The sequence below is a fragment of the Candidatus Bathyarchaeota archaeon genome (assembly GCA_026014585.1).
Classification (GTDB): Archaea; Thermoproteota; Bathyarchaeia; order Bathyarchaeales; family Bathycorpusculaceae; genus Bathycorpusculum.
This window is the reverse complement of sequence record JAOZIA010000002.1, coordinates 95607-119000: the sequence shown is the minus strand read 5'-3', so window position 1 is coordinate 119000 and position 23394 is coordinate 95607. Positions and strand designations below refer to the sequence as shown.

Sequence of the window (23394 nt, the reverse complement as noted above, 5' to 3'; positions counted from 1 at the left end):
GCCACCTCCTTAAAACAATACAACAGAAAGGAAGAGAGCGGCAAAGTATGCCCTTGCCGACTTCTATATTTTGTAGCCACCTACTAAATTTACAAACAATCTTTTAGTTAGATTTCTGTGCCGTTGGCTGGGTCAGCTATGACTTTTTGGAACTCCGCCATCAACCGTTTGGTAACTGGTCCCGGTTTGCCTTCGCCGACTGGGCGTTTGTTGACTTCGCGGATTGGGATAACTTCCATGGCGGTTCCTGTGAAGAATGCTTCGTCAGCAGTGAATATCATAAATGGCGTCAGGTTGGTTATTGTCAGTTTTATGCCCAATTTTTGGCATAGTTGCGTGACGACTTCAGCAGTGATTCCAGCGAGTGCGCCTGTTGAGGATGGTGGAGTCATGACTTCGCCGTTGGTGACGATGAACACGTTTTCGCCTACGCCCTCAGCGATGTAACCGTTGCTTTCTAAGCAGATAGCTTCGTCAACTCCTGCAGCATTGGCTTCAATTTTTCCCATAACACTGTTTAGGTAGTTGAGGGATTTGATTTCATGCGTGGTTGCATCCACCGGGTTTCTTCTAACCCAACTGAACATGGTGGTGATTCCTGCTTCTATAGCGTTGCCTGAGCGGATGTTAATGGTGTCAGCAATGATTATGATGGATGCTTGAGGGCATTTTCGGGGGTCAAGTCCTAAATCGCCTATTCCTCGTGTTGCAATTAGGCGGATGTAGGAGTCTTTCATGTTGTTTTTTCGCAGAGTTTCAATTATGGCTTGGTTCATTTCTTCTTTGGTTATTGGGATTTTGAGTGTGATTGCATGTGCGGAGCGGTAGAGGCGGTCAATGTGCTCTTTAAGCTTGAAGACTACGCCTTTGTATGCTCGGATGCCTTCAAACACGCCATCTCCATAGAGAAAACCATGGTCATAGACGGAAATTTTTGCTTCACTTTTGGGATAGTATTTGCCGTCTATGTAAACTTGTAGTTCATTGCTCATTTGTCTTTCACTTCACGATAACTGCTTCAATATTGTTCGATTATTTGATAAGGATTGCCTCAATGAACCATATATTTCATTTGTCAACCGTGAAACTGTGGACGCTTGGACAGATACATCGGCAGCGGTAATGGCTTGAAAGGTTTACACGCGATTTTCTCGGTGACTTTGCTGATTAGCTGTTCTGTGGTCAGTTTTTCCTGTTTGCCCTTCTGCTCGCGGTCACGAACTGAAAGCATGCCCGACTCTATTTCTTTCTCGCCCACCACGATGATATAGGGTACCCATTCCTGCTCAGCTTCACGAATCTTCTTCTGCAGCGTCGAGGCTGAATCGTCAATGTCCACACGAATGCTGTGAGCGCAGATTTGTTCGGCTAACTGCTCTACTTTATCCATGAACTTGTCTGAAATCGGAATCAACCGTACCTGCGTCGGCGAGAGCCACAACGGAAGCATTGGGGATTTGCCTGTCATTTGTTCACGGTATGCTTTTTCCAGTAGCGCATAGATGTCTCGTTCAATGGCGCCGCTTGGGCTGCAGTGCAATATCAGTGGGTGCTGTTTTTCACCTTTTTCGTCTACGTATGTGATGCCGTAGCGTTTGGCATTTTCGACGTCGATTTGGTCAGTGCTCAGAGCTGCGGCTTTGTCTTGGTTATCCACAAAGTTAAGGTCCCATTTTAAGGCGAAGTAGAAGAAACGTTCATTCCAAACTTCGGCAAGAATGGGCTTACCGAACTTTTGCACTAAGCCAGTGATGAAGTCTTTGTGTTCTGCGTAGAAGTCTTTGGTGAAGCGCATGGCAATCTCATAATCATCCTTTACCAAGCCAATATTGTCTAGCACATCGATGCATAGGTCAAAGCGAATCATAAACTCGGATTTTGCCTGCTCAAGGTCAGTGCAAAAAGCGTGACAGTCAGGCATGGTGAATGCGCGAAGCCTCTTTAACCCGACAACTTCACCGCTCTTTTCTCGGCGGAAACTGTACCTTGTAAGCTCGTAGAGTTTAACGGGCATCTGCTTGTAACTAAACTGGGCATCATGAGCCATAAGGAACTGCCCAAAGCATGCAGCAAACCGCAAGAAGAGTTCTTTATCTTCGGATTTGAGCACGTACTGCCGCGCTGGGAACCTGTTTAGGTAGCTGGATAGGCTTGGATGGTTGAAGTCATACATTAATGGGGTTTCTACTTCCATGCCACCATACGCGGAAATCCTAGCCGAAACATACTGCTCCAGCAAGGATTTTATTAGGCGTCCTTTGGGGTACCAGCGGATGTTGCCTGGGTCGCTGCCTGGCTCATAATCCGCAATTTCCAGCCTTTTCATGAGTTGCACATGTGGCGGCATAACTGTGACTGCGCGTGCCTTTTTGATTTCGTATTGCGCAAATTTTTGCAGGTTACTTTTCCCTTTGAACTTGTATTCTCCAATTGGCACAAGCGAGCCATCAGTCTGGAGAACATGCCAGAAGGATTTTAGGGTGTCTTCGGCTTTGAGTGCTGCGGAAACTGGTTCTTCCTCTTTTTTAGCTTCACCCGTAGCAGCTTCCGCTTGGGGTGCCGGTGTGGGTGCGTAGGAGCGTGCCTGCTCAGCCAACGGGTGCCCCTTAATGGAGATGGTGAATTGCTTATTCCATCCAAACGGTGCACGATATGTTTCTATACCCTTTTCTTTAGCGTAGGTTTCCATTGCTTTGATGATTTTGAGGGCTTCGTTTGGTTGGGAAAGCTTGCTGCTTAGGTGTGCAAAGGGGTAGATGAGGATTTTGTTGACTTTGAGTTTGCCAAGAAAAGCGCGGACGTCATTGATGGCTTTCTGTGCCATTTCAGTGTTGTCGCCTTCTTCAACGGCGGTGAATAAAACCACGACTTCTTCAACGCGGGTTTCTTTTTTCTCAGCTTCCTCTGCGATGCTGATTTCTTTTTCAACGGGAACAAAAACTATGGAGTTTGAGTGTAACTGTAGAATCCTCATGTGCAATTCATCCTTTAGCCAAAGCGCCACTTGTCAAGTTGCTTGTCTTTTTTGCTTTTCTTTTTGTATTCTTTGTAGTGTTCTTTGCATAGGTAAGCACGTTTTTCTGCGCCGCTAACCCTTAAGCCAGCAGCCTTGACTTTGTCTGCTGATATTGAGCGTGCAGCTTCACTGTCGCATCCTGAAACGTTACAGTTAATGCCTTTTTCTATTTTGCCCAAATCGTTTCGCCTGTGCTTGTCTTATTGATGGGTTATTGTGTATTGCGTTTAGAGATATATGTTTTGCAATTTTCAATCTTGTTTCTTTGGGTTGATTTTTTGTTTTTGTGGTAAAGTTAAAAATTAAGTTAAACACAAATGTACTTAATCCTATAATAAATCTCTCTTGGATGGAAAACGTTGGACGACACGATCACCTCAAAAGACAAAGTGATATTAGGTATCAGAAATGTTGCCTCATTTTTACCAAAACTTGGGCTGGTCAAAAAACCCCGCTACCACAAAGATGGCGTAAGCTTTGTTGTTCCCGTTAAAGATGAGGAACAATGGATTAAAGCCAGCCTTCTCTCAATTGTTGATGTCGCTGACGAAATCATCGTTGTAGACAGCAGCGCAGAAGATAACACCACAAAAATCATCCAAGACCTCGCCGCACAATACAGCAAAATTAAACACATACGCTTCTACTGGCAAGGTGCCAACGCTTTCGCGCTTTCATGCCACATCGGCTTAACATGCACAAGTTATCGATGGGTTTTCAAATGGGACAGCGACTACGTTATAAAAAGCAAAGAGGCACTGCAGGAATGGATTGGACGCCTAAACAGGTTGGATAAGAACCGTTACTACGTGATTGATGTGCCCCGTATAAATTTGGAAGTTGACCTGAACAGTCAACCCAAAAGTTGCCCCTTTGGCATCTATGAGGCCCGCATTTTTACTTTTAGTCCTGAACTGCGTTGGCAACTCAAAGACAACTCGTGGGAACAAGTTACAGGTGACAGCATTTGGGGGCACCGTTTTCCACCATGGTATAAGATTCTGCGGTGGCATGAACCCTACATTTTCCACTGCAACATCAAAACCCCCAAACGTATGCTTATGCGCATGTTCTGGAACTTCCAAGTAAACCGTGACCCCCGCTTCAATAGTCTAGAAGAGTACACTCGTTTTCATGTAAAGCAGGATTGGAATATGACATTTGAGGAAGGGCAAAAGAAAGCAATGGAGATTTACCGCAAAGACACTGTCCCGTATGATAAAGCAAAATACGGAGAGTTACCCAAGATTTTGTAGGAAATGCAAAAGCAAAACTAGTTTTCTTTTTTGAAGATTTTATTTGCCCGCCAGTAAATATCCTGCGGGTTTCCAAAATAGGTGGGACCTAACCCTTCAACAACCAATGATGCCGCCGCGGAACCCACACACGCGCACCAAAGCGGCTCTTTTTTCTGGATGTATTCAGTTATGAAACCTCCTATGAAGACATCTCCTGCACCTGTTGGGTCAACAAGCACTTCGGATTGGCAGGCGGGTATATTATGTTGGGCTCCTTGAGTTGACAGCAGTGCGCCTTTGGTTCCCATGGTGATAATCACTGTTTCGACGCCTAAATCATGCACTTCTTTGATTGCCCTGCCCAGTTCAGTTTGCCCAGTTAACAGGGTAATCTCATCTATTGAGGACTTGTAAACGTTGATGAGCTCCAAAATTTTCTTGTCAACTTGCTCTTTTATTCCAACTTTTCCCTTGTCATCAAAACTTCGCAGTATCCCCTGAGGGTCAAGTGAGAGCATGTCCGCGCAGCTTTTTAGTTGTTCTGCAACTTCGTAGCTGACTTCGCCTGCTATAGGTGCTATGTGAATCGCTTTTGAGTGGAAATTGCTGGGTAAATCTTCTATGGTGATTGGGGATGTTTGCCCTTTAAGTGTCAGGGTGCGCTCGCTGAGGTCACTGCTGTATTGAAGCTGAAAACTGGTTGATTGCTCATTTGGGGATATTTTGACTGCAGAAGTGTTTATGCCTTCTTGCTGTAGCCACCAAAGGTATGCTTGGGGAAAATCTTCTCCGATTTTAGAGATGACTGCGGGTAAAGCGCAAAGATGCTTGACAGCAAATGAAGTATACGTGGTTGCGCCGCCTAAAACCCTGAAGGGCTGTGTTCTGCTTGGAAGCATTATGGTGTCTATGCAGAGGTGCCCAACTACTGCTACGTCAAAGGTTTCAAGCGTCATCTTTTATGTCAAGTGTTGATTATGGAATGGTGATATATAGGAATTAGCTTAAAGCAAAGTAGATGAATCAGCTATTTTTAGGTACAAAATGGTGCAATCCACTGTTTGGCTGCGATAAACTTAAAATCTTGCAAAAGAGAAATTGAGGTGGCTATGGCATTAGCCAAGGCAGAAGCCTAAACCGCGCCAATAAGCTGCTGATAATGCCTACCAAACGATGAGGTTAAGACATGAAAATGATAGAATTCCTCCTCTTGGCAGCTGGCGCAGTAGCAGGCGCATACCTAAGATACATAATTGTAGAATCACCCAAAACCTTCTACGGCTTACCCCTAAACGTTTTAGCCGTAAACATTGCAGGCAGCTTCGTTTTAGGTCTATTCTCAGTGTTGGCGTTGACTTTGAATTTGGACTCAAAATACACCCTACTAACCGCCGTGGGTTTCTGTGGCTCTTTTACAACAATGAGTTCCTTTGCACTGGAAACCAGCAATCTCTTGGATGCGAACAGATTTAGCCTTCTTGCACTAAACATACTAGCAAACGTTAGCTTATCTTTAGCTGCGGTCATGGGTGGCAGAGCCTTAGGCGACGTTATAATGGAGAGGTTGGTTCGTTGAGGCAAAAAATGTGGGACTTAACGATTCGTATCAAAAAGAACGATGAGTTAGGCGGTAAACGATTACAAACCCTGATTATGGAACTGCTTGTCAAAAACAAAATCGAGGGTGCAACAGTGTGGACTGGCGTGAACGGGTTCGGTAAACGCGGAAAATCCACAATGCACCTTGAAGGAGTCCAAATCAACATGCCCCTAATCATCGAAGTCATCGACCTGCAAGAAAAACTGGAACCTATACTGCCCGAACTCAAACAAGTAATCGGCGATGACGGATTAGTGACTATACAAGAAACATACGTCATCTAACCTTGCCCTTTGCTTTCAGGTAGACCCCTCTATGGTTTCTGCATAGACTTTCTAATAGGCTCCAAATAGGTTGGTGGATTATTTGTATGTTAATGTTGAGCAGAGTTCCTCCACGGTTCGGTTTAGCGTGAGTTCTGCCATGTTTTTGCTGTAGTCCATTATGCGACGTTCGCTGTCAAAAATCAGCCTGAGTACACTGAGCACGTTGGGGTCAAGTTTTTTGCTGGACATGAGTAGTATAAGCGCGTTTTCTAGGGGTATCATGGATTCACGTTTGCTGATTAGTTTTTCTGCGTCTTTGTAGTCGCGTTTGAAGAGTGCTCTGATTGAGTCATCGTAGAGTTGATGGGCTTGTGTGCTAAAGTTTACGAGTTGGTTATAGATTTCTTCGTCTATGGGTTCTTTGATGTAGAGGGTTTCTTCATTGATGAGTTTTTGAAGCGTGAATAGGTTTGTGATTATGTTCATGGCGTTATCGCCGATGCTTTCTATGTCATTTACTGCGATGCGGTAGAGCAGGAACTCTTTGGGGTTACGGAAACCCAATTCACGATACAAATTACGCTCTATGCCGTATTTTAGTTGCCTGATAATGTATAAGCCAAGGCGGTTAACGTCGTTGTGGGCATTGTTTACGCTGTCGCGTAGGCTGGTGTTTTGGTCTTTTAGGGCTGAGATGGCGTCGCGGTTTGCGGAGAGTGCCACGATTGCCATTCTGCGGACGGCTTTTTCGATGGGGAATTCGCTGTGTTTGATTAGGATTTGCAGGGTTATTTCGTCTGCTGTTTCTTCGATTATTTCTGAGCCTAAGAAGTTGTCTCGGGCTAGGGTTTTTATTTCGTTTTTGTATTTGGTGATTCCTTCGGGTGGGTTTTTGAAGTGTACTCGGATTATGTCAGCTCCGATAGCGTATAATGCCCGTATCATACGTATTGTTGCTTCTAGGGTTTCTTTGGGGTCTACGTTGACGTAGTATTCTTTGGGTTTTAAGCTGTCGTCTTGTCCGTTTTTTTCCATTATTTTTCTGGGGATGAGGTTGAGTGTGGAGTTGGGTTGTAGGCTGAAGGCTATTTCGCTTCCTCGTTTTAGGCCTATGTCTTCTACCCATTCTTTGGGTAGGCTGATGATGTAGCTGCCTCTTCCTGTACATTGGACTCGTCTGTAGCCTAGGTCTTTTTCTGCCATTTTATGTTCCCTTTGGTATATATTTCATGTATATTACATGTCTCATTAACTTACATATAAATGATTTTCAGTAAGGTTATATAGAATACATGATACTTGATGGCGAAAATGCCCCGTAGTAGTGGATAAAATGTCAGTTAACACATGTAAAGCAATAATCAAAAAAGGTGAGCAAACAACAACAAGCAAAGGCGTACTATGCACAAAAGACGCCGAATTACATGTTTTTATGCTCACCCGCTCACGCTAAACAAATAAAAAACCCGAGGTTTAATCATGAAAAAAATATTCGCAAAACAAGAGGTCTGTATCGGCTGCGGACTCTGTGAAGTATACTGCACAGTAGCCCACTCAAAATCAAAAGACATAATCAAAGCCTACACCAGCGAACAACCCAAACCCATCAGCCGCGTAACCGTCCAACGCGACAAACCCGTTAGCTTCGCAATTCAGTGCCGCCACTGCCAAGACGCCCCATGCGTAACCGCCTGCCTAGCAGGAGCAATGACTAAAGACCCCAAAACAGGCGAAGTAAAACACAACAAAGACAAATGCATAGGCTGCTGGACCTGCATAATGGTTTGCCCCTATGGCGCCATAAAAATGGACAAAGAAGGCCATGTAGTAGCAAAATGCGACCTATGCCAAGGATTAACCGAACCAGCTTGTGTTGCCAACTGCCCAAATGAGGCATTGGTCTTCAAAGAGGTGAAACCCTAATGCCAAAGTACGTTATTATTGGAGCTTCAGCCGCCGGTGTAGGCGCTGTTGAAGCCATACGAAAAATCGACCCCAAAGGCAGCATAGCCATTATCACAGAAGAACAATGTGCAGATTACAGTCGCCCAATGATTAGCGATTACGTCAGCGGAAAAGCAGACGTTAACAAAATGAAATGCAAAGACGACAGTTTCTGGACAACAAACAATGCCCAAGCATGTCTTGGCAAAAAAGCCGTCAGCCTAAACACAGCCGAAAAAACCGTTAGCTTAGCTGATGGCGAAAAAATAAGCTATGAGAAACTTTTGATTGCAACAGGCGGCAAGCCCTTTGTTCCAAAGATGGAAGGTCAAGAAAAAGACGGCGTATTCACATTCACAACAATCGCGGACGCGATAAGTTTAGCTGAAAAAATCGATGCCATACAAGCCAAAACCGCCGTTGTTATCGGTGCAGGCTTAATCGGCATCAGCGTAACCGACGCGTTAACCAAGCGTGGATTAAAAGTTACTGTGGTTGAGTTGCAGGATAAAATCCTAAGTTTGCTTCTTGACGCCACAGCATCTGACATAGTTGAAGCCCAAATCCGAGCATCAGGCGTAAACTTTGCAACTGGACAATCCGTCACAAAAATCATTGGCAAAGACGGTAACGAAGGTGTAGTTGGTGGAGTAATCACAACCAAAGGCGTCACTATACCCTGTGATATCGTGATTGCAGCAATCGGTGTTATCCCCCGAACCGAGCTAGCCACAGGAACCGACCTTAAAACCAACCGAGGCATAATCGTGGACAATTACATGCAAACCAACATACCCGACATATACGCAAGCGGGGACGTGGCGGAAGCGTACGATTTTGTGCTAAAGCAGAATCGGCTTTTACCGCTCTGGCCTCTTGCAGTGTTGGAAGGTCAAACTGCAGGTTACAACATGGCAGGCTCTAAAACCATGTACTGTGGTGGAACCAACATGAGCAGTCTGAAGTATTTTGGTGTTCCAATCGTGTCAATTGGCATGGCAAACCCCAAAGATGACCCAACCCTTGAAATCCTCACAAAACATGAACCCCAAAAAGGTGTCTACCAGAAAATCGTGCTAAAAGACAACTTTATCGTAGGATTAACTTTGCTTGGTAACATCAGTAAGGCAGGTTTGCTCTATAAATTAATGAAGGAAGCGGTGAACGTGAAAAAGTATAAGCCAAGACTGTTGGCCGATGATTTCTCACTGGCAGCGTTGCCTGCAAGTTTACAAAAGAAAATAGGTGTGACCATATAATGGACAGTAATGACTTCAAAATAATGTACCCGTTCGGGCAAGAAAAAGACATTTCAGGCTGCGCCATCTTTGCAATGATGGATACAAGTGGCAAACAGATCAGCTCAAAAGACCCCGTACGCGCAATAGCCAACATGCATGACCGCGGCAACGGCTTAGGCGGAGGCTTTGCAGTTTACGGACTATATCCCCAATTCAAAGATTACTATGCAATGCACATCATGTACCTTAGTCGTGACGCTAAAGAAAAAACTGACCGCACCCTTGCATCACGATTTGACATAACCTATGACGAAGAAATGCAAACTCGACACGCAAACGTACACAACCCCCCCAAAATGTGGCGCTACTTTGTACAACCCAAAAAACACCGACCCGAAGGCCAATCCGAAGAAGACTACATCATCGATGCCGTAATGCGCATAAACACTGAAACAGGCAAAGCCTTCGTGTTTAGCAGCGGCAAAGACATGGGCGTCTTCAAAGGCGTCGGCTTCCCTGAGGACGTAGCAGACTTCTTCTGTCTTGAAGATTACAAAGGCTACCTCTGGACATGCCACAGCCGTTTCCCAACAAACACACCCGGATGGTGGGGCGGAGCACACCCATTTAACATTTTGGACTGGTCAGTGGTTCACAACGGTGAACTTTCCAGCTACGGCATAAACCGTCGCTACCTAGAAATGTACGGTTATAAATGCACCCTGCAAACCGACACTGAAGTCTTAGCCTACGCGGTAGACCTGTTGATGCGCAGACAAAAACTGCCCATTGAATTAGTAACCAAAGTGTTTGCTTCTCCACTGTGGAGCGAAATCGACAGCATGGAGCCAAAACAGGCAGAACTGCTGCGTGGTCTGCGACAAACTTATGGTAGCCTACTCATGAATGGTCCATTTAGTATAGTGATTGCTCATCAGGGCGAAATGATAGGTTTAACTGACCGCATCAAGCTTCGACCCATGGTTGCTGCAACCAAAGGTGATGTACTGTTTATGTCATCTGAAGAAGCGGCTATTCGCTTGGTTTCTCCACAACTAGACAAGTTCTGGACTCCAAGAGGCGGCGAACCCGTGATTGGCAGACTAAAAACCCTAAAAACCAAAACCCTTGGAGGCGTAACTCAATGAAAAGCTATGTTCAACCCGAATACTTAGTTGAACGCGACGAAAAACGATGCATAAAATGCAAAGTATGCATTAACCAGTGCACATACGACACACACTACTACGACGAAGAAACAGACCGCATCTGCAGCAAAGACGAAAACTGCGTTAACTGCCAACGATGCGTCACCTTCTGCCCAACACACGCCATAACCATCCGCAAAAACCCCACCGCAAACCGCGAAAACGCCAACTGGAACATGGAAGCCATCCGCGACCTCAAACGCCAAGCTGAAAGCGGTGCAGTCATCCTAACTGGCATGGGCTGTGACAAACCCAACTACACCTATTGGGACCGACTACTACTAAACGCCAGCCAAGTCACAAACCCATCCATTGACCCCCTACGAGAACCAATGGAAATCCGCACATACCTTGGCACAAAACCAGACAAACTAGACATTGCATACGAAAATGATGCACCAGTACTCAAAACCAAACTAACACCTCAACTTTGCATAGACACTCCGATAATGTTCTCGGCAATGTCTTATGGCGCAATCAGCCTAAACGTTCACCAAGCCTTAGCACGGGCAGCAACTGAATGTGGTACATACTTTAACACGGGCGAGGGCGGCTTAGACCAGTCCCTCTACAAGTATGGTTTGCACTCCATTGTTCAGGTTGCTTCAGGACGCTTTGGTGTGCACTCCAAATATCTAAACGCAGGTGCAGCTGTGGAAATCAAAATTGGACAAGGTGCAAAACCAGGCATCGGCGGACACTTACCTGGAGAAAAAGTCACTGAGCTTGTGGCAAAAACCCGCATGATACCTACTGGTGCAGACGCGCTCTCACCTTACCCACAACACGACATCTACTCAATCGAAGACCTGCGACAATTAATCTATGCACTAAAAGAAGCAACCAATTACACCAAACCAATCATAGTGAAAGTTTCCGCCGTCCACAACATCGCAGCAATTGCAAGCGGTATGGTACGGGCAGGCGCAGACATTATTGCTATGGATGGTGTTCGAGGTTCAACAGGTGCGGCTCCTAAAGCTATCCGTGACAACGTGGGCATACCCATCGAGTTGGCACTGGCACAGGTTGACCAGCGGCTACGTGATGAAGGCATACGCAACCATGCCTCAGTTGTTGTAGCAGGTGGCTTCCGTAGTTCCTCGGATGTGTTTAAGGCAATTGCGTTGGGCGCTGATGCAGTGTACCTTGGTACTGCCGCGTTAGTTGCCATCGGCTGCAGTGTCTGTCAACGGTGCTACACTGGAAAGTGTCCATGGGGTATTGCGACAAGTGATCCGTGGATTAGCAAACGTGTCAACCCCGATATTGCAACCCGACGATTAGTGAACATGCTTCACGGTTGGAGCCACGAAATCAAAGACATGATGGGCGGCATGGACATCAACGCTATTGAAAGCTTACGCGGTAACCGCTTAGCGCTTCGTGCTGTCGGCTTAACTGATACTGAGCTGAAGATTTTAGGCGTTAAAATGGCAGGAGAATAAAACAATGAGTGACCAACAAAAAACAAAGTTAGAATTACCTGAAGAGTACAGTTGAAGAGTAAAAATTGAAGGCAAAACCGCAACAGTGGACTCTGAAGACTTATACTACAAAGACCTAAACTGCATACTACGACAAATCGTAAGCAACTCTAACGTAGAAAAACTTGTAATCAACAATGTTTGCGGACAACGCTATATCGGAACCGACCTCAACAAAAACCTGCAAATCGAAATCCACGGCACACCAGGCAACGACTTGGGCGCTTTCATGAGTGGACCCAAAGTAATAGTTCACGGCAGTGCACAGGATGCAAGCGGTAACACTATGGATGAAGGCGAAATAGTTGTTGAAGGTCACGCAGGTGACTTAACAGGGCACTCCATGCGAGGCGGCAAAATCTTTGTCCGCGACAACGTGGGCTTCCGCGTTGGCATCCACATGAAGCAGTACCAAAAGAAAACCCCCAAAATTGTTGTTGGACAAACAGCCGGCGACTTTTTGGCGGAGTACATGGCAGGCGGCATCATCGTTATTTTGGGCTTAGACCTAAAAGATGGCGAGAAGAGCAATGCACGGTTCGTTGCGACAGGTATGCACGGCGGCGTCATCTACGAGCGCGGAGACATCTTAACCCCCGAGTTGGGCACTAAGACTTTACCTGCGGGTAAACGTGACATGCAAGTCATCGAAGCCCTAGTCAAAGAGTACGCGGCACACTTCGGAATGGATTCAAAGGAAATCCTAAACAAGCCCTTCCTAAAGATTCTGCCAATCTCAAAGCGTCCATACGCAAAACTCTACAGCCACTAACCCCCTATTCTCATTTTTGTTTTCTTTTTAGTCAGGAAAATTTGACTTAGCTTAGTCAAGAAATCTTGACAAAAAATCTTTAATATTATATTTTTTCAGCTTTAATTGAAAATGTGATGATTGGGGATAAAAAATGAAATTTGTAGTTGTTGTTTTCGTTGTTATTTTATTGGTTTCTTCTGTATTTGGGGCTTCTGTAGTGTTTTCAACATTCACTTCTTCCCCGACTCCTAAAAATCAGGTGTATGATATTGCTGTTCCAGATGATTATTCAACAATCACTGAGGCAATAGGCAACGCAACCATTGGAGATACCGTACTTGTAAGGGCTGGAACTTATTCAGAAACCCAGTTTATACTCGATAAACCTCTAACATTGATAAGTGAAGAGGGTGCAACTGTGCAGGTAATTATAACCACCCCCATGGTCACTGTATATAATCTGTATATTCCTGAAGTTGTGCCCGACTTAGGAATAAAAATTGAGTCTAGCAACGTGGAACTATCCGGGTTCACAATTTCTTCAACAGGTGGAATTTCTGCAATAGGTGACCATATCAAAATTTCAGATAACATTTTTTCATTTGATTCCGGCGCAGTTAATTTAGAGGGTTCATACTTTACACTCTCAAAAAACACTATACCCACATCCGTAGAAATTGTTGGTTCTTATCAAACTATCAGTGACAACACAATTTCTGGAGAATTAACCTGCACAGGTTCATTTTGTACAATTGCAAGAAATAATCTTGGTCGAGAACAGGGTCAGATAATCACCCTAAAAGGTTCAACCAACATAATCGAGGAAAACACCTTCTACTGCATTTACTTACAGGATTCCTCCTCAAACAACATAATCAACAATGTCTGCACTACCATTTGGCTTGGTATTTACAGTTCTGTTGATTGCTCAAATAATACCATTACTGGAAATCTGATGCAAGGACCAGGACCTTCTGGCATCATAATGGGCAAAGGCGAAAACAATGTCTTCTATCATAATTATATCACCGATTTTAACAGATACGGAATTGTTATTGGCGGTACCGAACTAATTGCACAAAACAATCTTTTCTATTACAATGTACTTACGAGTAATCATAAGAATTACAGGCTTAACTGGGATGTGATCCAAAGCGTTAACAGTTGGGATAATGGGCAGGTTGGCAATTACTGGAGCGATTATACGGGCACTGACGGAAATGGCGATGGCGTTGGCGATACACCTTACATAATAAAAAGCAATAGGGATAATTATCCGCTAATCACTATGCCTTTTGACATTAACCATGTTAAAGTTTAACCATTTACTTTTCGACTATTGTTCCGTTCCAGTAAATCAGCCTATCATAGGGCAGAGTTACCGGATAGTTATCTGTCAAGGTTTCATACACAATATCAAGGCTTGGACCATGATTTTCCAGTTGCACGTTTAGGCTGTTCCATATTTGCGATGTCAGCGAGTCAGCAGGCCATTTTCCCCATATGTACCCGTCGGGTCTTCTAAAATCGTACCCGTAATCTCTGGGAAGCACATATGCTGTGGTGGCTGGTGGGTTTGGTTGATGGGTTTTTTTGTATTCCCAAAAGTTTTTCATGGCTTGCAGATGTTCATTGGTTAATCCGCCATATTCTGCCTCGGTGTGGTCAGTGGCTGAGTTGAAAACTGCAATGTATTTGGCGCCATTATCATACGCGTAAACCATATCTTCGTATATTTGCTGGGGTGTATCAATGAAGTCCTGATAGTTTGACCAAGTCAACATTGCTCCCCACTCCTTCTGTTGCGCCGTTGCTGCTCCCCTGCACAGCCCCGTTGGAATTTCTTTGCTGTCTGTCCCGATGTACTCGGCAAACACTACATCATAACTTGCTGCATAATCGTACCAGTAAAGCGTGTAATCTGAAGTGAACAGTTTTAGTTCTGGGGGTTCATAGTGGCTGCTGTAGTTGCTAAGGAAGTAGCCTAAATGGAGAATGTAGGTATTGGCTGCTTCTGTGTAGGTTGTTGCTTTGGAAACATCCACGGAGTGAGCGCCATCAATTAGTTTCCCGCCCACTTCATCAAACAGGTAAACTCCCAAAAAACTATCCCCGTACTTTTGAGTGGCGTCTCTAAAGAAGTTCTCATCTGGTCCTCTAGGCGGAACTAAATCGTTGCTGTTGGAAAATCCAACATAAATTATGAAGCTTAGGTCTTTTTGGTAGATGTAATCACAAACTCTGCCCAGCGCCTCAGCATCAGTGGTTAGGTTTAGTGAACCCAGAATTACAAAGTTAACATAATCTGAGACTGTGTCTATTATGTGAATAGCTGTTTCTTCGCCGCCGTAGGCAATATTCATGCCCACATAAACCTCTCTGGAACCCGCAGGTTTAGCTGCGAAATATACAGCGGCACCAGTAGCTAAGGTCAACGTTAAAATAAGAACAGTGACCAAAAATGCCTTTGCTTTCCTCTGTTCACCCAAACTTAACCCTCATCTCAACCTTTACTAAAAAACAGTTGAGTACTCCTAAAATTATGCCAGTTTAAGAACTTAAAATTATTGGAAAAAACGTGTAAACCATAAAAAACAACAGTTAGCAGATGCAAAAAAGGATTTGGTTTGGTTTTGCCTAATTATTTATTAAGTTTCTTAGCTAGTATGGGTTTAAAGGGTATCTGCTTTGAGTGCTGACAAAGAAAAACTTGGTCAACTGCTCCAAAAAGTCGAAGAACTCACAGGTCAACTAAGCAAAATCCAAACGGAACTACGCACAGTTTCTGCTTCTCTAAAAAGCCTCGCAGTGGGACAAATCACTCAACCATCAACATCAAACCCTGCATCAGCGATGCCGTCAGGAAAAACCCGCACACTGGATGATATTCGCATGTCCTTCCCTGAAGAACTTGAAACACGCATGGGTTTTGAAGATAAAGGAGAATACGTGATGATTAAACCTAAAGAGTATCTGGGTACAAATTTTGTAAGGGTCGCGTCGGCAGTGCGGGATATGGGTGGCGAGTACATCAGCGCAGGCAAAGAAAGCCATTTTCGCGTGCCAAAAAAGAAACCTTAAGATAGCTTGAGGTTTTTGCCCAATTCGAAAGCTTGGTTTAGTGTTTCTGGTTGCTTTTTTATTTCTGCCCGTTCATAAGCAGACGGCAACAGTACATCCGCTAAAGTCATTTCTAAATATTTGAAGGACAGTTTAAACATGTCAACTGTGGGTTTGCAGGCTTCTGCACCTTCCGCGGATGGAACAACCAAAACAGCCCGCTTCCTTTTCAGCTTCATCGACGCGACGTATGGGCGAAGGCGGTCAATTAGCAGTTTCATTTTTGCAGAGGAACCATACCAGTACAGGGGTGTCCCAAAAACCAAAACGTCGGCTTCCTCAAGTTTGGGGTAGAGTGTTTGCATTTGGTCTTTTAGTGTGCATTGGTTGTTGCCCCGTTTGCAGGCTCTGCAGTCGATGCAGGGCAAAATTTCTGTTCTGTAGAGGTAAATTTTTTCGGTACTGGCTCCCTTTTCTTGTGCGCCTTTCAAAATTGCATCTACAAGCAAGTCCGTGTTGCTTTCTTTTCGGGGGTTGCCCACTAAACCAAGAACCTTCATAGGCAAACATGTGCACTTTATGATTTAACCGTTAAGTTAGACTATTTGAAAATCAGCAAATTCGCCCTTAAACGGTTCCCACGACACCTGTGCATCCGTCACTTTTGCCCTTATCGTGCCCTCTTTGCAGTAATGCACCATCTCTTCCACGGCGGCTTGTTCGCCCTCAAAAGTAGCTTCCACTCTGCCATCGGGCAAGTTGCGAACCCAACCTGTTACACCAAATTTTTTAGCTAACCGCTTAGTGTTTTGCCTAAAATAAACGCCCTGAACTAGTCCCGTTACGTACACGTGTGCTCGTGTGTTCATGAGGTATGGTTTGGTATGCGGGGTTTTTAGGGTTTATGCTTGGCTTTAACTTGCCTCTCCACGGTTTAGATGGGTCTTTTGAAGACTTGACTTAAAAGGAATTTACCCCAAAGAAGACCTGTGAGGCGAAAAAGTGTTAGTGAACAGTGGAAAATTGATGGTTTACAGTTCAGGTAGCACAAAAACACAAACCAGATTGGATGCAGTAACATCTGCAGCTCAGCAAACCGCAAAACAGTTGAATTTGGGTTTTGAGTTGGTAAGCCTCAAATGCACAGGCTCACCCATCTACGTTTATTATGAGGAAGGAAACGGCGGGGAACCTGTTCCGTTGTATTGTGATGATGGAAAAATGTCAGGTTTAGAGGAAATAAGCGGTGCAATACGGAACATGATGTTTGTGCTCTCATTTCACCCTAAGCATACAGCATTAGCATCGCTGCGAAATGAAGTGCTTAAACTTTCATGAACCGGATTGATTGGTTCTCCAGCACGACCTCATAGACTTGGTTTACGTCAAAGGTTATGCCAAAACTGTCGTACTCTGGTTCAGTGAGGAATAGAATGATTTTAGGCGTTGCCATTTGGGTTCGCTGGGGTAGGAAAGGCATTTGCTGTTGAAGCGCCTGCATGACTTCTTGCGCCATTTTTGCCTCGTCAGACTGGGGTCTTAACACGTACGGGTTAACTTCGCGTTCTTCCAGCAGTTCGATTCTTTTGCCTAAGTTACCGTCTAAATCTTTTGTGGATTCAATCTTGTTTACGCGTACACGAAACATCATTATCGCTCTCGATTAATAGAAAATGTAAAGACCCAAATTTAATGCTTTACACCAAAAAAGCTGCTTCACGCTGACCAAGGAACCGTCCAAACTGCAAATTCTTCAGTGACCCAACAATTTTCTCCAATTCCACACTGGCTTTAGGGGTTTGGATTTCTTGGAGATTGCAGAAACGCACAAACGTCATCTTGTCTCGCCCCGCAGCAAACCGCATGTACTCACCCAACCCCTCAAAGCAGGATTCCCTGCCTAGTTTCTGCCACAACTCCAGCGAATCCCCCACTATGCGCTCCATGAAATCCGCTGTGCCCAACACCTGCTTTTTTCCTGCAACGTAGAAGAGGAGTTGTGTGGTGGTTTTGGGTGGAACTTGGCTTTTGCGGATGAACACGTGGGTGCCAAGGGTGGTTTTGTTTTTTTGGGTTAAGCGGTTCCAGTATTTTTCGTTAACTGTTAAAATGTAGGCGTAGTGGTCATTCTCCAACTTGTTTCTTCCCCACTTGTTATTTCGGTGGTTTATGGAGATAACGTTTTCGCAAAAGATGGTCGCTTAGATAGTTGCTGTTTTGTTTGCTTAGCATTAATTTTTATTTCAGTTTGTGTCTTAAATTCAAGGTTTTACCGCAGGAGTTTTTTGTTTTGAGCAATGAGAAGTCTGCAGCTGGATATAGAGTTTTAGAAATTATTCTGGGAATTTTCGCGTTGGCAGTGGGCATTTTAGCCTTGATTTATCCAACCATAACTGTTGTTACCCTAGTGGTTCTGTTTGGAATAGCATTAATTGCAGTAGGAATCTTGCGGCTTGCAACAGCATACACATCACAACTTCCAGACTCAGCTAGGTCAAGCAATGCAGTAATAGGCGTAATAGCACTTATTGTAGGCTTGTTGGTCGTATTTTTTCCAGAGTTTGCAACGATTTCTTTAACGATTTTAATCGGAATTGGTCTTTTGATTTACGCAATCGGGCGTCTAGTCGTTGGTGGAGCAGCAACTAATCTAAATGGGGCTCTAAGAGCACTAATTATTCTGTTTGGCATCTTGGTCGCGGTGTTTGCTTTGATTGTAATATTTTTCCCTGTCGTCGGAATTTTTACCTACGCCTTTTTTGTTTCACTTGCCCTCATCCTAATCGGCATGGACAGCATAGCCTCAGGAATAGTCGGTATTCCCCTTACCTAAAAATTATTTTGCCCAAACAAAATATGCCAACGCTAAAAATACAATACTGACTGCAACCATGGACTAATCCAAGCAGTCAACGGTTTTTGCCAGCTGTGCGTCTAGCTGTAGCCCCGTTAGAGATAGTTTGTTTTGGGATGTAGACAAGTCGAGTTCATTTATTATAGACAAAAATAATATTGGAAAGTAGCTTTTTGCATAGCTATAAATCTTCAATCCACATAATTAACCAGACGAGAATGTGTTAGATGCCAAAGCTCTCGCTAAAACGCAAACCGCAAAGCCAAAAGAAACAACCAAAGACAGCTGAGCCACAAGATGCTGCAAAAGAAACATCACAGCAACCTAATTTGGAATCTACTGCTGAAGAGCAAATCATCGTGGAAGCCAAAGTTGCGCCAGAGCAGAAAACTGACGTTAAAACTGAAGCAGACCAACCAAAAGAGCAATCACAAACTGCAAACAAACCCACAAAAAAAGAGAAAAAATCAAAGAAAGAAAAACCCAAAGAAGAACCAAAAAAAGCATCTCTAAAAATAGTCAAGGGCTCCAGTAGCTTTGTTAAAAAGCAGAAAAGAAAATACCTCGCCTTTACGGTTTTGTGTATTGTTGTTTTCTGTTTACTTTTGGTGGTTTTTTGTGTTCGAGCGATTTTGCTGTTTTCGTTGGACATTTTTGAAATCGCGGGTTTGCTTGCTTGTATTGCACCTGCTGCTTTAGCTTACTTTTTCATGCACAAGTACAGGGTGTACAGCGGTGGTGCTGATGGTGAAAAAGCGGTTAATCATCAACTAAAAAACAACTTAACCAGCGATTACACCCTAATCAACAACCTCTACCTCAAAGACAAAGGAGGAGACATCGACCACATCCTGCTTGCCCCAAACGGTGTGTTCGTGTTGGAAACCAAGAATTGGAAGGGCAAAATTAGCTGTTATGGGGATGTTTGGCAGCGAGAGGGGATGCGTGACATGGGGAGTCCAAGTCGGCAGGTTCGAAGAAATGCTGCCAAAATCAAACGCATTATTGATGTTGCGCCTCAACTGCGGGATTTGAATGTTTACGTGGGGGGCATAGTGGTTTTCACTAACAACCATGCCACTTTGGAATTAAAGAGTCCCACGGTAGCAGTGGTTAAGGCTCAAAACTTGACCAGTTACATAACTAAATTGCAAACCAACAGGTTTTACACTAAAAAGCAGCTTGAAGAAATACAAAAAGAACTCTTTAACCCTAACGTGAAGCGAGTTTTAAGGCGTAATTTTTAGCCAGTCACGGCGTTTTATGTGCGCAAAGGTAGTTATGCACGTTACTAGAAGTGTGCCGATTAGGAAAGAGTTGAACAGTAAATTATTGAGGCTTCCAACTGTCCAAATAGTGATAGCAAAGAGAAGATACACTGAAAGTATCCCCATAACTATTTGGGTACCAAAGATTATTTTGCGTCCACGGTAAGCTTGACGTTTTAGCCAGTTTAATCCTGATTCAACGCGCTTATTTACGTCTGGTAAATCATCCAAAAACAGGGTTAAACCACCTAAAACAAAGAAGCGCCCAATGTTAACGGGAACATCGTTGGTTCCAACCAAGAAGAGATTAACTATGGAAACGGGTGTGAAGGCAACCACGTAGATGCAGGCTAAAATCAGAACTGCAAAGCCATAGACGTAATGATGGAACAGGAAACGTCCCGTGTGGATTGCGCGTCCGATACTGGCGCTGGGAAAAATGTTAACAAGTGCAGCTATAACCATTATCCAGAGCAGATTGCCGTCGGCAAGGTAGGGTTCAAAAGGATGCCAGTATGGTGCAGCACGGTAGAAACCTGCGAGGAGTTCGGTTGCGCAGGCGATTGTGAAGAAGGCGTTGAAGATTAGTGCTAAACTATATGTTTTTTTTATTACTTTAAATGCAGAGTGCTTTGTTAAGCCACGAACCATTATTCTTGCCAAACCTGAAACTATTATTTGCAATTGTGCAGCAGGAAGCTATTATAAGTAACGCATAAAACCCCTTAAAACACCCATTTTGCTCTTTGACCCTGCAAGTTATCCATAAATTCTTAAACTAGAATAAAGTAACCCAGATAGAAGTGAAAGAGATGAAGTTTGAAGTTAAATACAAACCCTCATACGCTATGCTACTCACTCAACTTGACCCAGGCGAAACCATCACCGCAGAATCAGGCGCAATGACCTACATGAACCCAAACATTGAAGTCCACACAAGAAAACGCGAAAAAAGCCTGCTTGGCAGTATAGGCTTAAAACTCTTGGGCGGGCAATCCTTTTGGGTTAACGATTACACTGCTGTCAATGGCCCCGGAGAAGCCGCTTTTGTAGCAGCACCAGTTGGTGATATAGAAAAACTTGAAGTCACCCCCGGTAGAGGCTACGTTATCCAGAAATCCGCATATATCGCTTCCACGCAGGGCATAGACTTAGACGTGAAATGGGAAGGCTTCACTAAAGGTCTCTTTGGACAAGGCTTGTTTATGATTAAAGCCACAGGAAGTGGGCAACTTTTCATTAACACTTTTGGAGCCATAGACGTGCACACCCTGCAGCCGGGGCAAACCTTGATTGTGGATAACTTCCATTTGGTCGGGTTTAGTGACTCCTGTAGCTACAGAGTCACACGGTTTGGCGGCTTAAAAGAAACACTGTTTAGTGGCGAGGGCTTAGTCACCCAGATTACAGGTCCCGGAGAAGTGCATATTCAGACCAAGAACCTGCGTGAGTTCAGTGAGTGGCTTTGGACACTGCTTGAACCTAAAGTAAGAGCAACACGCGCACGATAAAACAGCGGTGAAAAGTCATGTTTGGTGGCACAATGCTGGGAACAGTTGTTGGCTTTATAGTTGTTGTAGCGTTAGCTTTGTTTGCTCCAGTAGTTGGATTGATAATAGGCGGCTTCATCGGTGGTTTAGTAGCGGGATTAATTGCGGGTGGTGCACTTAGAGGCGCACTTGCAGGTTTTGTTGCTGGTGTTTTGGGCGCGGCGGTGATTGCATTGCTTGGCTTCTTTAACCTGATAGTTATGGGTGGTTCTTTGTTTGGCGTCTTGGGCGCTATCGCTGGAGGTTTAGTTGGGATTGTAGCAACAATCATAGCCTTGATAGTGGGCGCGATAATTCCAGCAATCGGTGGCTTTATCGGCGGCGCAATCAGACACCTTTAACCCTTTTTTTTTATCTATCAAGCATAAACGTCTTGGTTTGTGGCAGTTTCTCAGGAACACGGTCCAGAACCATTTTTTCCTCTTCTTTTCTGCTCAGAACAATTGGCGAAAGCCGTTTTGCAAGTTTAAGAGCCGCCTCCAGTTTGCTTGCGCGTTCAGCATAAACCTCCAAAAGCATGCTGTCTTTACGCACCGTTTCTCCAAGTTTAGCATGAAGCCGCACACCAGCACCTTTTTCTTTAGGTGCACCCGCTACACGAGCAATACGAACAATGTCCTCTGTGCTAAGCCAAAGAACCCGCCCAGCCTGTTCTGAACGTACAACAGCATGTTCTTTGCCAACAGGTAAATCGTCAGGTTTAACATTGGGGTTTCCGCCCTGAGCTGCAATGATTTCTCGCATTTTCTGTTCTGCTTTTCCTGAATCCAACATATCTTCGGCTTTTGCTATACCGTTTTCGATGCCGACCATTTCAAAAAGCATGCTTGCCAGTCCCACAGCTTTTTCGCGAAGGTCAGAAGGACCCTGCCCCATTAGGGTATAGAGGGCTTCTTGGGCTTCCAGACAGGGACCAATGCTGTAGCCTAAGGGTTGGTCGCCAAAGGTTAATGCGCACTGAATGTTTAGTCCAAGGCGTTTACCTAAGTCCACAAAATCAGAGGCAAGCGTGTAGGCTTCTTGTCTTGTCTTGATTTTTGCTCCTACCCCTGTTGGGATGTCAATGGCCACGTGTGTTGCGCCAATGGCTTTTTTCTTGCTTAATATTGAGGGTAAAAGCATTGGGTCAATACCTAAGGGGTACTCGACTTGAATGAAGAGATCATCGGCTGGTGCAAGTTCCAGTGAGCCCCCCCAAACAAGGCAAGCATTAGTTTTTTTAACTACCTCCATGATTTCGCTGGTTTCAAGCTTGACTGGGCATAGGGTTTCCATGCGGTCAGCAGTTCCTGCAGGTGAAGTGATTGCGCGTGAGGAGGTTTTGGGAATTGTGAATCCCGCAGCGGCAACAATGGGCACTACAAGCATGCTGGTTTTGTCGCCTGGGATGCCGCCTACACTGTGCTTGTCAAGGATTGGTCCTTTGCCAAAGTTGAGAGTTTTTCCTGTGGCAACCATAGCTCGGCTTAATGCCTCATTTTCGCTTGTGCTAAGCCCGTAAATGCTAAGAGCCGTTAGGAACCCCGCGATTTCCACGGTGCTCAGGTGCCGTTCAACTACATCTTTAACGATGGCTACAAGGTCTTGTTCTCTGAGGCGTTCACCGCGTAGTTTAGCTCGGATGTGCATGAGTGATTCAGGGTAATTTGCCAGTTCCACGTTGACTTCTGTGTCTTCTTTGATGTTTAAGGCTGATGCGGTTTCTTGATACAGTCCGATGCGGTTTTGGGGAAAAATTGTTGCGATGTTGGCTATGGTAATCATTTCTCGACTACCAAAGCTTATGCGTATACGGTCGCTACTGTGTATACCTAAAGTATTAGCGCTTTCTTGGCTTAGAATGGCAAAACGGATTCCGCCTGAGGAGATGTGTAGGATTTCTGCAATTAACTTCAAAGGTACCACTGT

General features: G+C 44.6%; 27 protein-coding genes and 1 riboswitch. Of the genes, 15 read left to right on the top strand and 12 right to left on the bottom strand.

Translation table 11 applies throughout. The annotated features are described in order from the left end of the window. Positions 1–107: 107 nt before the first annotated feature. From ilvE to NWF01_00795, 3 genes are all read right to left on the bottom strand, one after another. Positions 108–992 (bottom strand): branched-chain-amino-acid transaminase, encoded by an 885-nt coding sequence (gene ilvE / locus NWF01_00805; protein MCW4023561.1) that lies wholly within the window; start codon positions 990–992, stop codon positions 108–110. A gap of 83 nt (positions 993–1075) precedes the next feature. Then, entirely contained in the window at positions 1076–2974 is a 1899-nt protein-coding gene (locus NWF01_00800; GenBank protein MCW4023560.1) for a threonine--tRNA ligase, read from the bottom strand. 14 nt (positions 2975–2988) lie between these two features. Beyond that, a complete protein-coding gene (locus NWF01_00795; protein MCW4023559.1) occupies positions 2989–3195 on the bottom strand; it encodes a hypothetical protein in 207 nt (68 codons plus the stop codon). 180 nt (positions 3196–3375) lie between these two features. Here NWF01_00795 and NWF01_00790 point away from each other — a divergent pair, with 180 nt between their 5' ends. Next, entirely contained in the window at positions 3376–4272 is an 897-nt protein-coding gene (locus NWF01_00790; GenBank protein MCW4023558.1) for a glycosyltransferase, read from the top strand. 17 nt (positions 4273–4289) lie between these two features. On the opposite strand, the gene NWF01_00785 is transcribed toward NWF01_00790, so the two are convergent. After that, the gene (locus NWF01_00785; protein ID MCW4023557.1) at positions 4290–5210 is read right to left on the bottom strand and encodes a carbohydrate kinase family protein; all 921 of its coding nucleotides are present in this window, start codon (positions 5208–5210) and stop codon (positions 4290–4292) included. 140 nt (positions 5211–5350) lie between these two features. Continuing rightward, positions 5351–5427, top strand: a riboswitch (Fluoride riboswitch). Positions 5428–5440: 13 nt separating this feature from the next. Here NWF01_00785 and crcB point away from each other — a divergent pair. Both crcB and NWF01_00775 read left to right on the top strand, forming a co-directional pair. After that, positions 5441–5830, top strand: coding sequence for a fluoride efflux transporter CrcB (gene crcB, locus NWF01_00780; GenBank protein MCW4023556.1), 390 nt, complete (start codon positions 5441–5443; stop codon positions 5828–5830). After that, positions 5827–6138 carry a DUF190 domain-containing protein gene (locus NWF01_00775; protein MCW4023555.1) on the top strand — a complete coding sequence of 104 codons (312 nt, stop codon included), beginning with the start codon at positions 5827–5829 and terminating at the stop codon, positions 6136–6138. The genes crcB and NWF01_00775 overlap by 4 nt, the downstream gene beginning before the upstream one ends. A gap of 78 nt (positions 6139–6216) precedes the next feature. Here the strand turns inward: NWF01_00775 and NWF01_00770 are convergent, their stop codons facing one another. Further along, positions 6217–7323 (bottom strand): AbrB/MazE/SpoVT family DNA-binding domain-containing protein, encoded by a 1107-nt coding sequence (locus NWF01_00770; protein ID MCW4023554.1) that lies wholly within the window; start codon positions 7321–7323, stop codon positions 6217–6219. A 276-nt stretch (positions 7324–7599) separates the two neighbouring features. On the opposite strand from NWF01_00770, the gene NWF01_00765 reads away from it, so the two are divergent. From NWF01_00765 to NWF01_00740, 6 genes are all read left to right on the top strand, one after another. Then, positions 7600–8043, top strand: coding sequence for a 4Fe-4S dicluster domain-containing protein (locus NWF01_00765; GenBank protein ID MCW4023553.1), 444 nt, complete (start codon positions 7600–7602; stop codon positions 8041–8043). Beyond that, positions 8043–9323 (top strand): FAD-dependent oxidoreductase, encoded by a 1281-nt coding sequence (locus NWF01_00760; GenBank protein MCW4023552.1) that lies wholly within the window; start codon positions 8043–8045, stop codon positions 9321–9323. The genes NWF01_00765 and NWF01_00760 overlap by 1 nt, the downstream gene beginning before the upstream one ends. Then, positions 9323–10453: a glutamine amidotransferase family protein gene (locus NWF01_00755; protein MCW4023551.1), complete on the top strand. Its 1131-nt coding sequence runs from the start codon at positions 9323–9325 to the stop codon at positions 10451–10453. The genes NWF01_00760 and NWF01_00755 overlap by 1 nt, the downstream gene beginning before the upstream one ends. Then, positions 10450–11961: a glutamate synthase-related protein gene (locus tag NWF01_00750; protein ID MCW4023550.1), complete on the top strand. Its 1512-nt coding sequence runs from the start codon at positions 10450–10452 to the stop codon at positions 11959–11961. Before NWF01_00755 ends, NWF01_00750 begins: the two co-directional genes overlap by 4 nt. An 85-nt stretch (positions 11962–12046) precedes the next feature. Beyond that, entirely contained in the window at positions 12047–12772 is a 726-nt protein-coding gene (locus NWF01_00745; GenBank protein ID MCW4023549.1) for a hypothetical protein, read from the top strand. Positions 12773–12905: 133 nt separating this feature from the next. After that, a complete protein-coding gene (locus tag NWF01_00740) occupies positions 12906–14075 on the top strand; it encodes a right-handed parallel beta-helix repeat-containing protein (GenBank protein ID MCW4023548.1) in 1170 nt (389 codons plus the stop codon). Positions 14076–14079: 4 nt separating this feature from the next. On the opposite strand, the gene NWF01_00735 is transcribed toward NWF01_00740, so the two are convergent. After that, on the bottom strand, positions 14080–15243 hold the full coding sequence (locus NWF01_00735) for a hypothetical protein (GenBank protein MCW4023547.1): 1164 nt from the start codon (positions 15241–15243) through the stop codon (positions 14080–14082). A 199-nt stretch (positions 15244–15442) separates the two neighbouring features. Between NWF01_00735 and NWF01_00730 the strand changes: the two genes are divergently transcribed. Further along, positions 15443–15835, top strand: coding sequence for a hypothetical protein (locus NWF01_00730; GenBank protein ID MCW4023546.1), 393 nt, complete (start codon positions 15443–15445; stop codon positions 15833–15835). On the opposite strand, the gene NWF01_00725 is transcribed toward NWF01_00730, so the two are convergent. Then, positions 15832–16374 carry a flavodoxin family protein gene (locus NWF01_00725; GenBank protein MCW4023545.1) on the bottom strand — a complete coding sequence of 181 codons (543 nt, stop codon included), beginning with the start codon at positions 16372–16374 and terminating at the stop codon, positions 15832–15834. The two genes, NWF01_00730 and NWF01_00725, sit on opposite strands and share 4 nt — an antisense overlap. A gap of 36 nt (positions 16375–16410) precedes the next feature. After that, positions 16411–16683 carry an acylphosphatase gene (locus NWF01_00720; GenBank protein MCW4023544.1) on the bottom strand — a complete coding sequence of 91 codons (273 nt, stop codon included), beginning with the start codon at positions 16681–16683 and terminating at the stop codon, positions 16411–16413. 139 nt (positions 16684–16822) lie between these two features. On the opposite strand from NWF01_00720, the gene NWF01_00715 reads away from it, so the two are divergent. Further along, on the top strand, positions 16823–17152 hold the full coding sequence (locus NWF01_00715) for a hypothetical protein (protein MCW4023543.1): 330 nt from the start codon (positions 16823–16825) through the stop codon (positions 17150–17152). Here the strand turns inward: NWF01_00715 and NWF01_00710 are convergent. Together NWF01_00710 and NWF01_00705 are read right to left on the bottom strand one after the other, a co-directional pair. Further along, on the bottom strand, positions 17139–17465 hold the full coding sequence (locus NWF01_00710; GenBank protein ID MCW4023542.1) for an arcadin 1: 327 nt from the start codon (positions 17463–17465) through the stop codon (positions 17139–17141). The genes NWF01_00715 and NWF01_00710 overlap by 14 nt on opposite strands. 46 nt (positions 17466–17511) lie before the next feature. Beyond that, positions 17512–17949, bottom strand: a complete 438-nt coding sequence (locus tag NWF01_00705; protein MCW4023541.1) for a hypothetical protein — start codon at positions 17947–17949, stop codon at positions 17512–17514. Between the two features lie 155 nt (positions 17950–18104). On the opposite strand from NWF01_00705, the gene NWF01_00700 reads away from it, so the two are divergent. Further along, entirely contained in the window at positions 18105–18647 is a 543-nt protein-coding gene (locus NWF01_00700; GenBank protein MCW4023540.1) for a DUF308 domain-containing protein, read from the top strand. A gap of 248 nt (positions 18648–18895) precedes the next feature. Beyond that, positions 18896–19915 carry an NERD domain-containing protein gene (locus tag NWF01_00695; protein ID MCW4023539.1) on the top strand — a complete coding sequence of 340 codons (1020 nt, stop codon included), beginning with the start codon at positions 18896–18898 and terminating at the stop codon, positions 19913–19915. On the opposite strand, the gene NWF01_00690 is transcribed toward NWF01_00695, so the two are convergent. Then, complete coding sequence (locus NWF01_00690) at positions 19898–20620, bottom strand: hypothetical protein (GenBank protein ID MCW4023538.1); 723 nt, start codon at positions 20618–20620, stop codon at positions 19898–19900. The two genes, NWF01_00695 and NWF01_00690, sit on opposite strands and share 18 nt — an antisense overlap. A 128-nt stretch (positions 20621–20748) precedes the next feature. Between NWF01_00690 and NWF01_00685 the strand changes: the two genes are divergently transcribed. Both NWF01_00685 and NWF01_00680 read left to right on the top strand, forming a co-directional pair. Next, the gene (locus NWF01_00685) at positions 20749–21447 is read left to right on the top strand and encodes a TIGR00266 family protein (protein ID MCW4023537.1); all 699 of its coding nucleotides are present in this window, start codon (positions 20749–20751) and stop codon (positions 21445–21447) included. A 17-nt stretch (positions 21448–21464) separates the two neighbouring features. Continuing rightward, positions 21465–21827 (top strand): DUF5518 domain-containing protein, encoded by a 363-nt coding sequence (locus NWF01_00680; protein MCW4023536.1) that lies wholly within the window; start codon positions 21465–21467, stop codon positions 21825–21827. 10 nt (positions 21828–21837) lie between these two features. On the opposite strand, the gene NWF01_00675 is transcribed toward NWF01_00680, so the two are convergent. Then, a complete protein-coding gene (locus NWF01_00675) occupies positions 21838–23382 on the bottom strand; it encodes an AMP phosphorylase (protein MCW4023535.1) in 1545 nt (514 codons plus the stop codon). Positions 23383–23394: the final 12 nt, after the last annotated feature.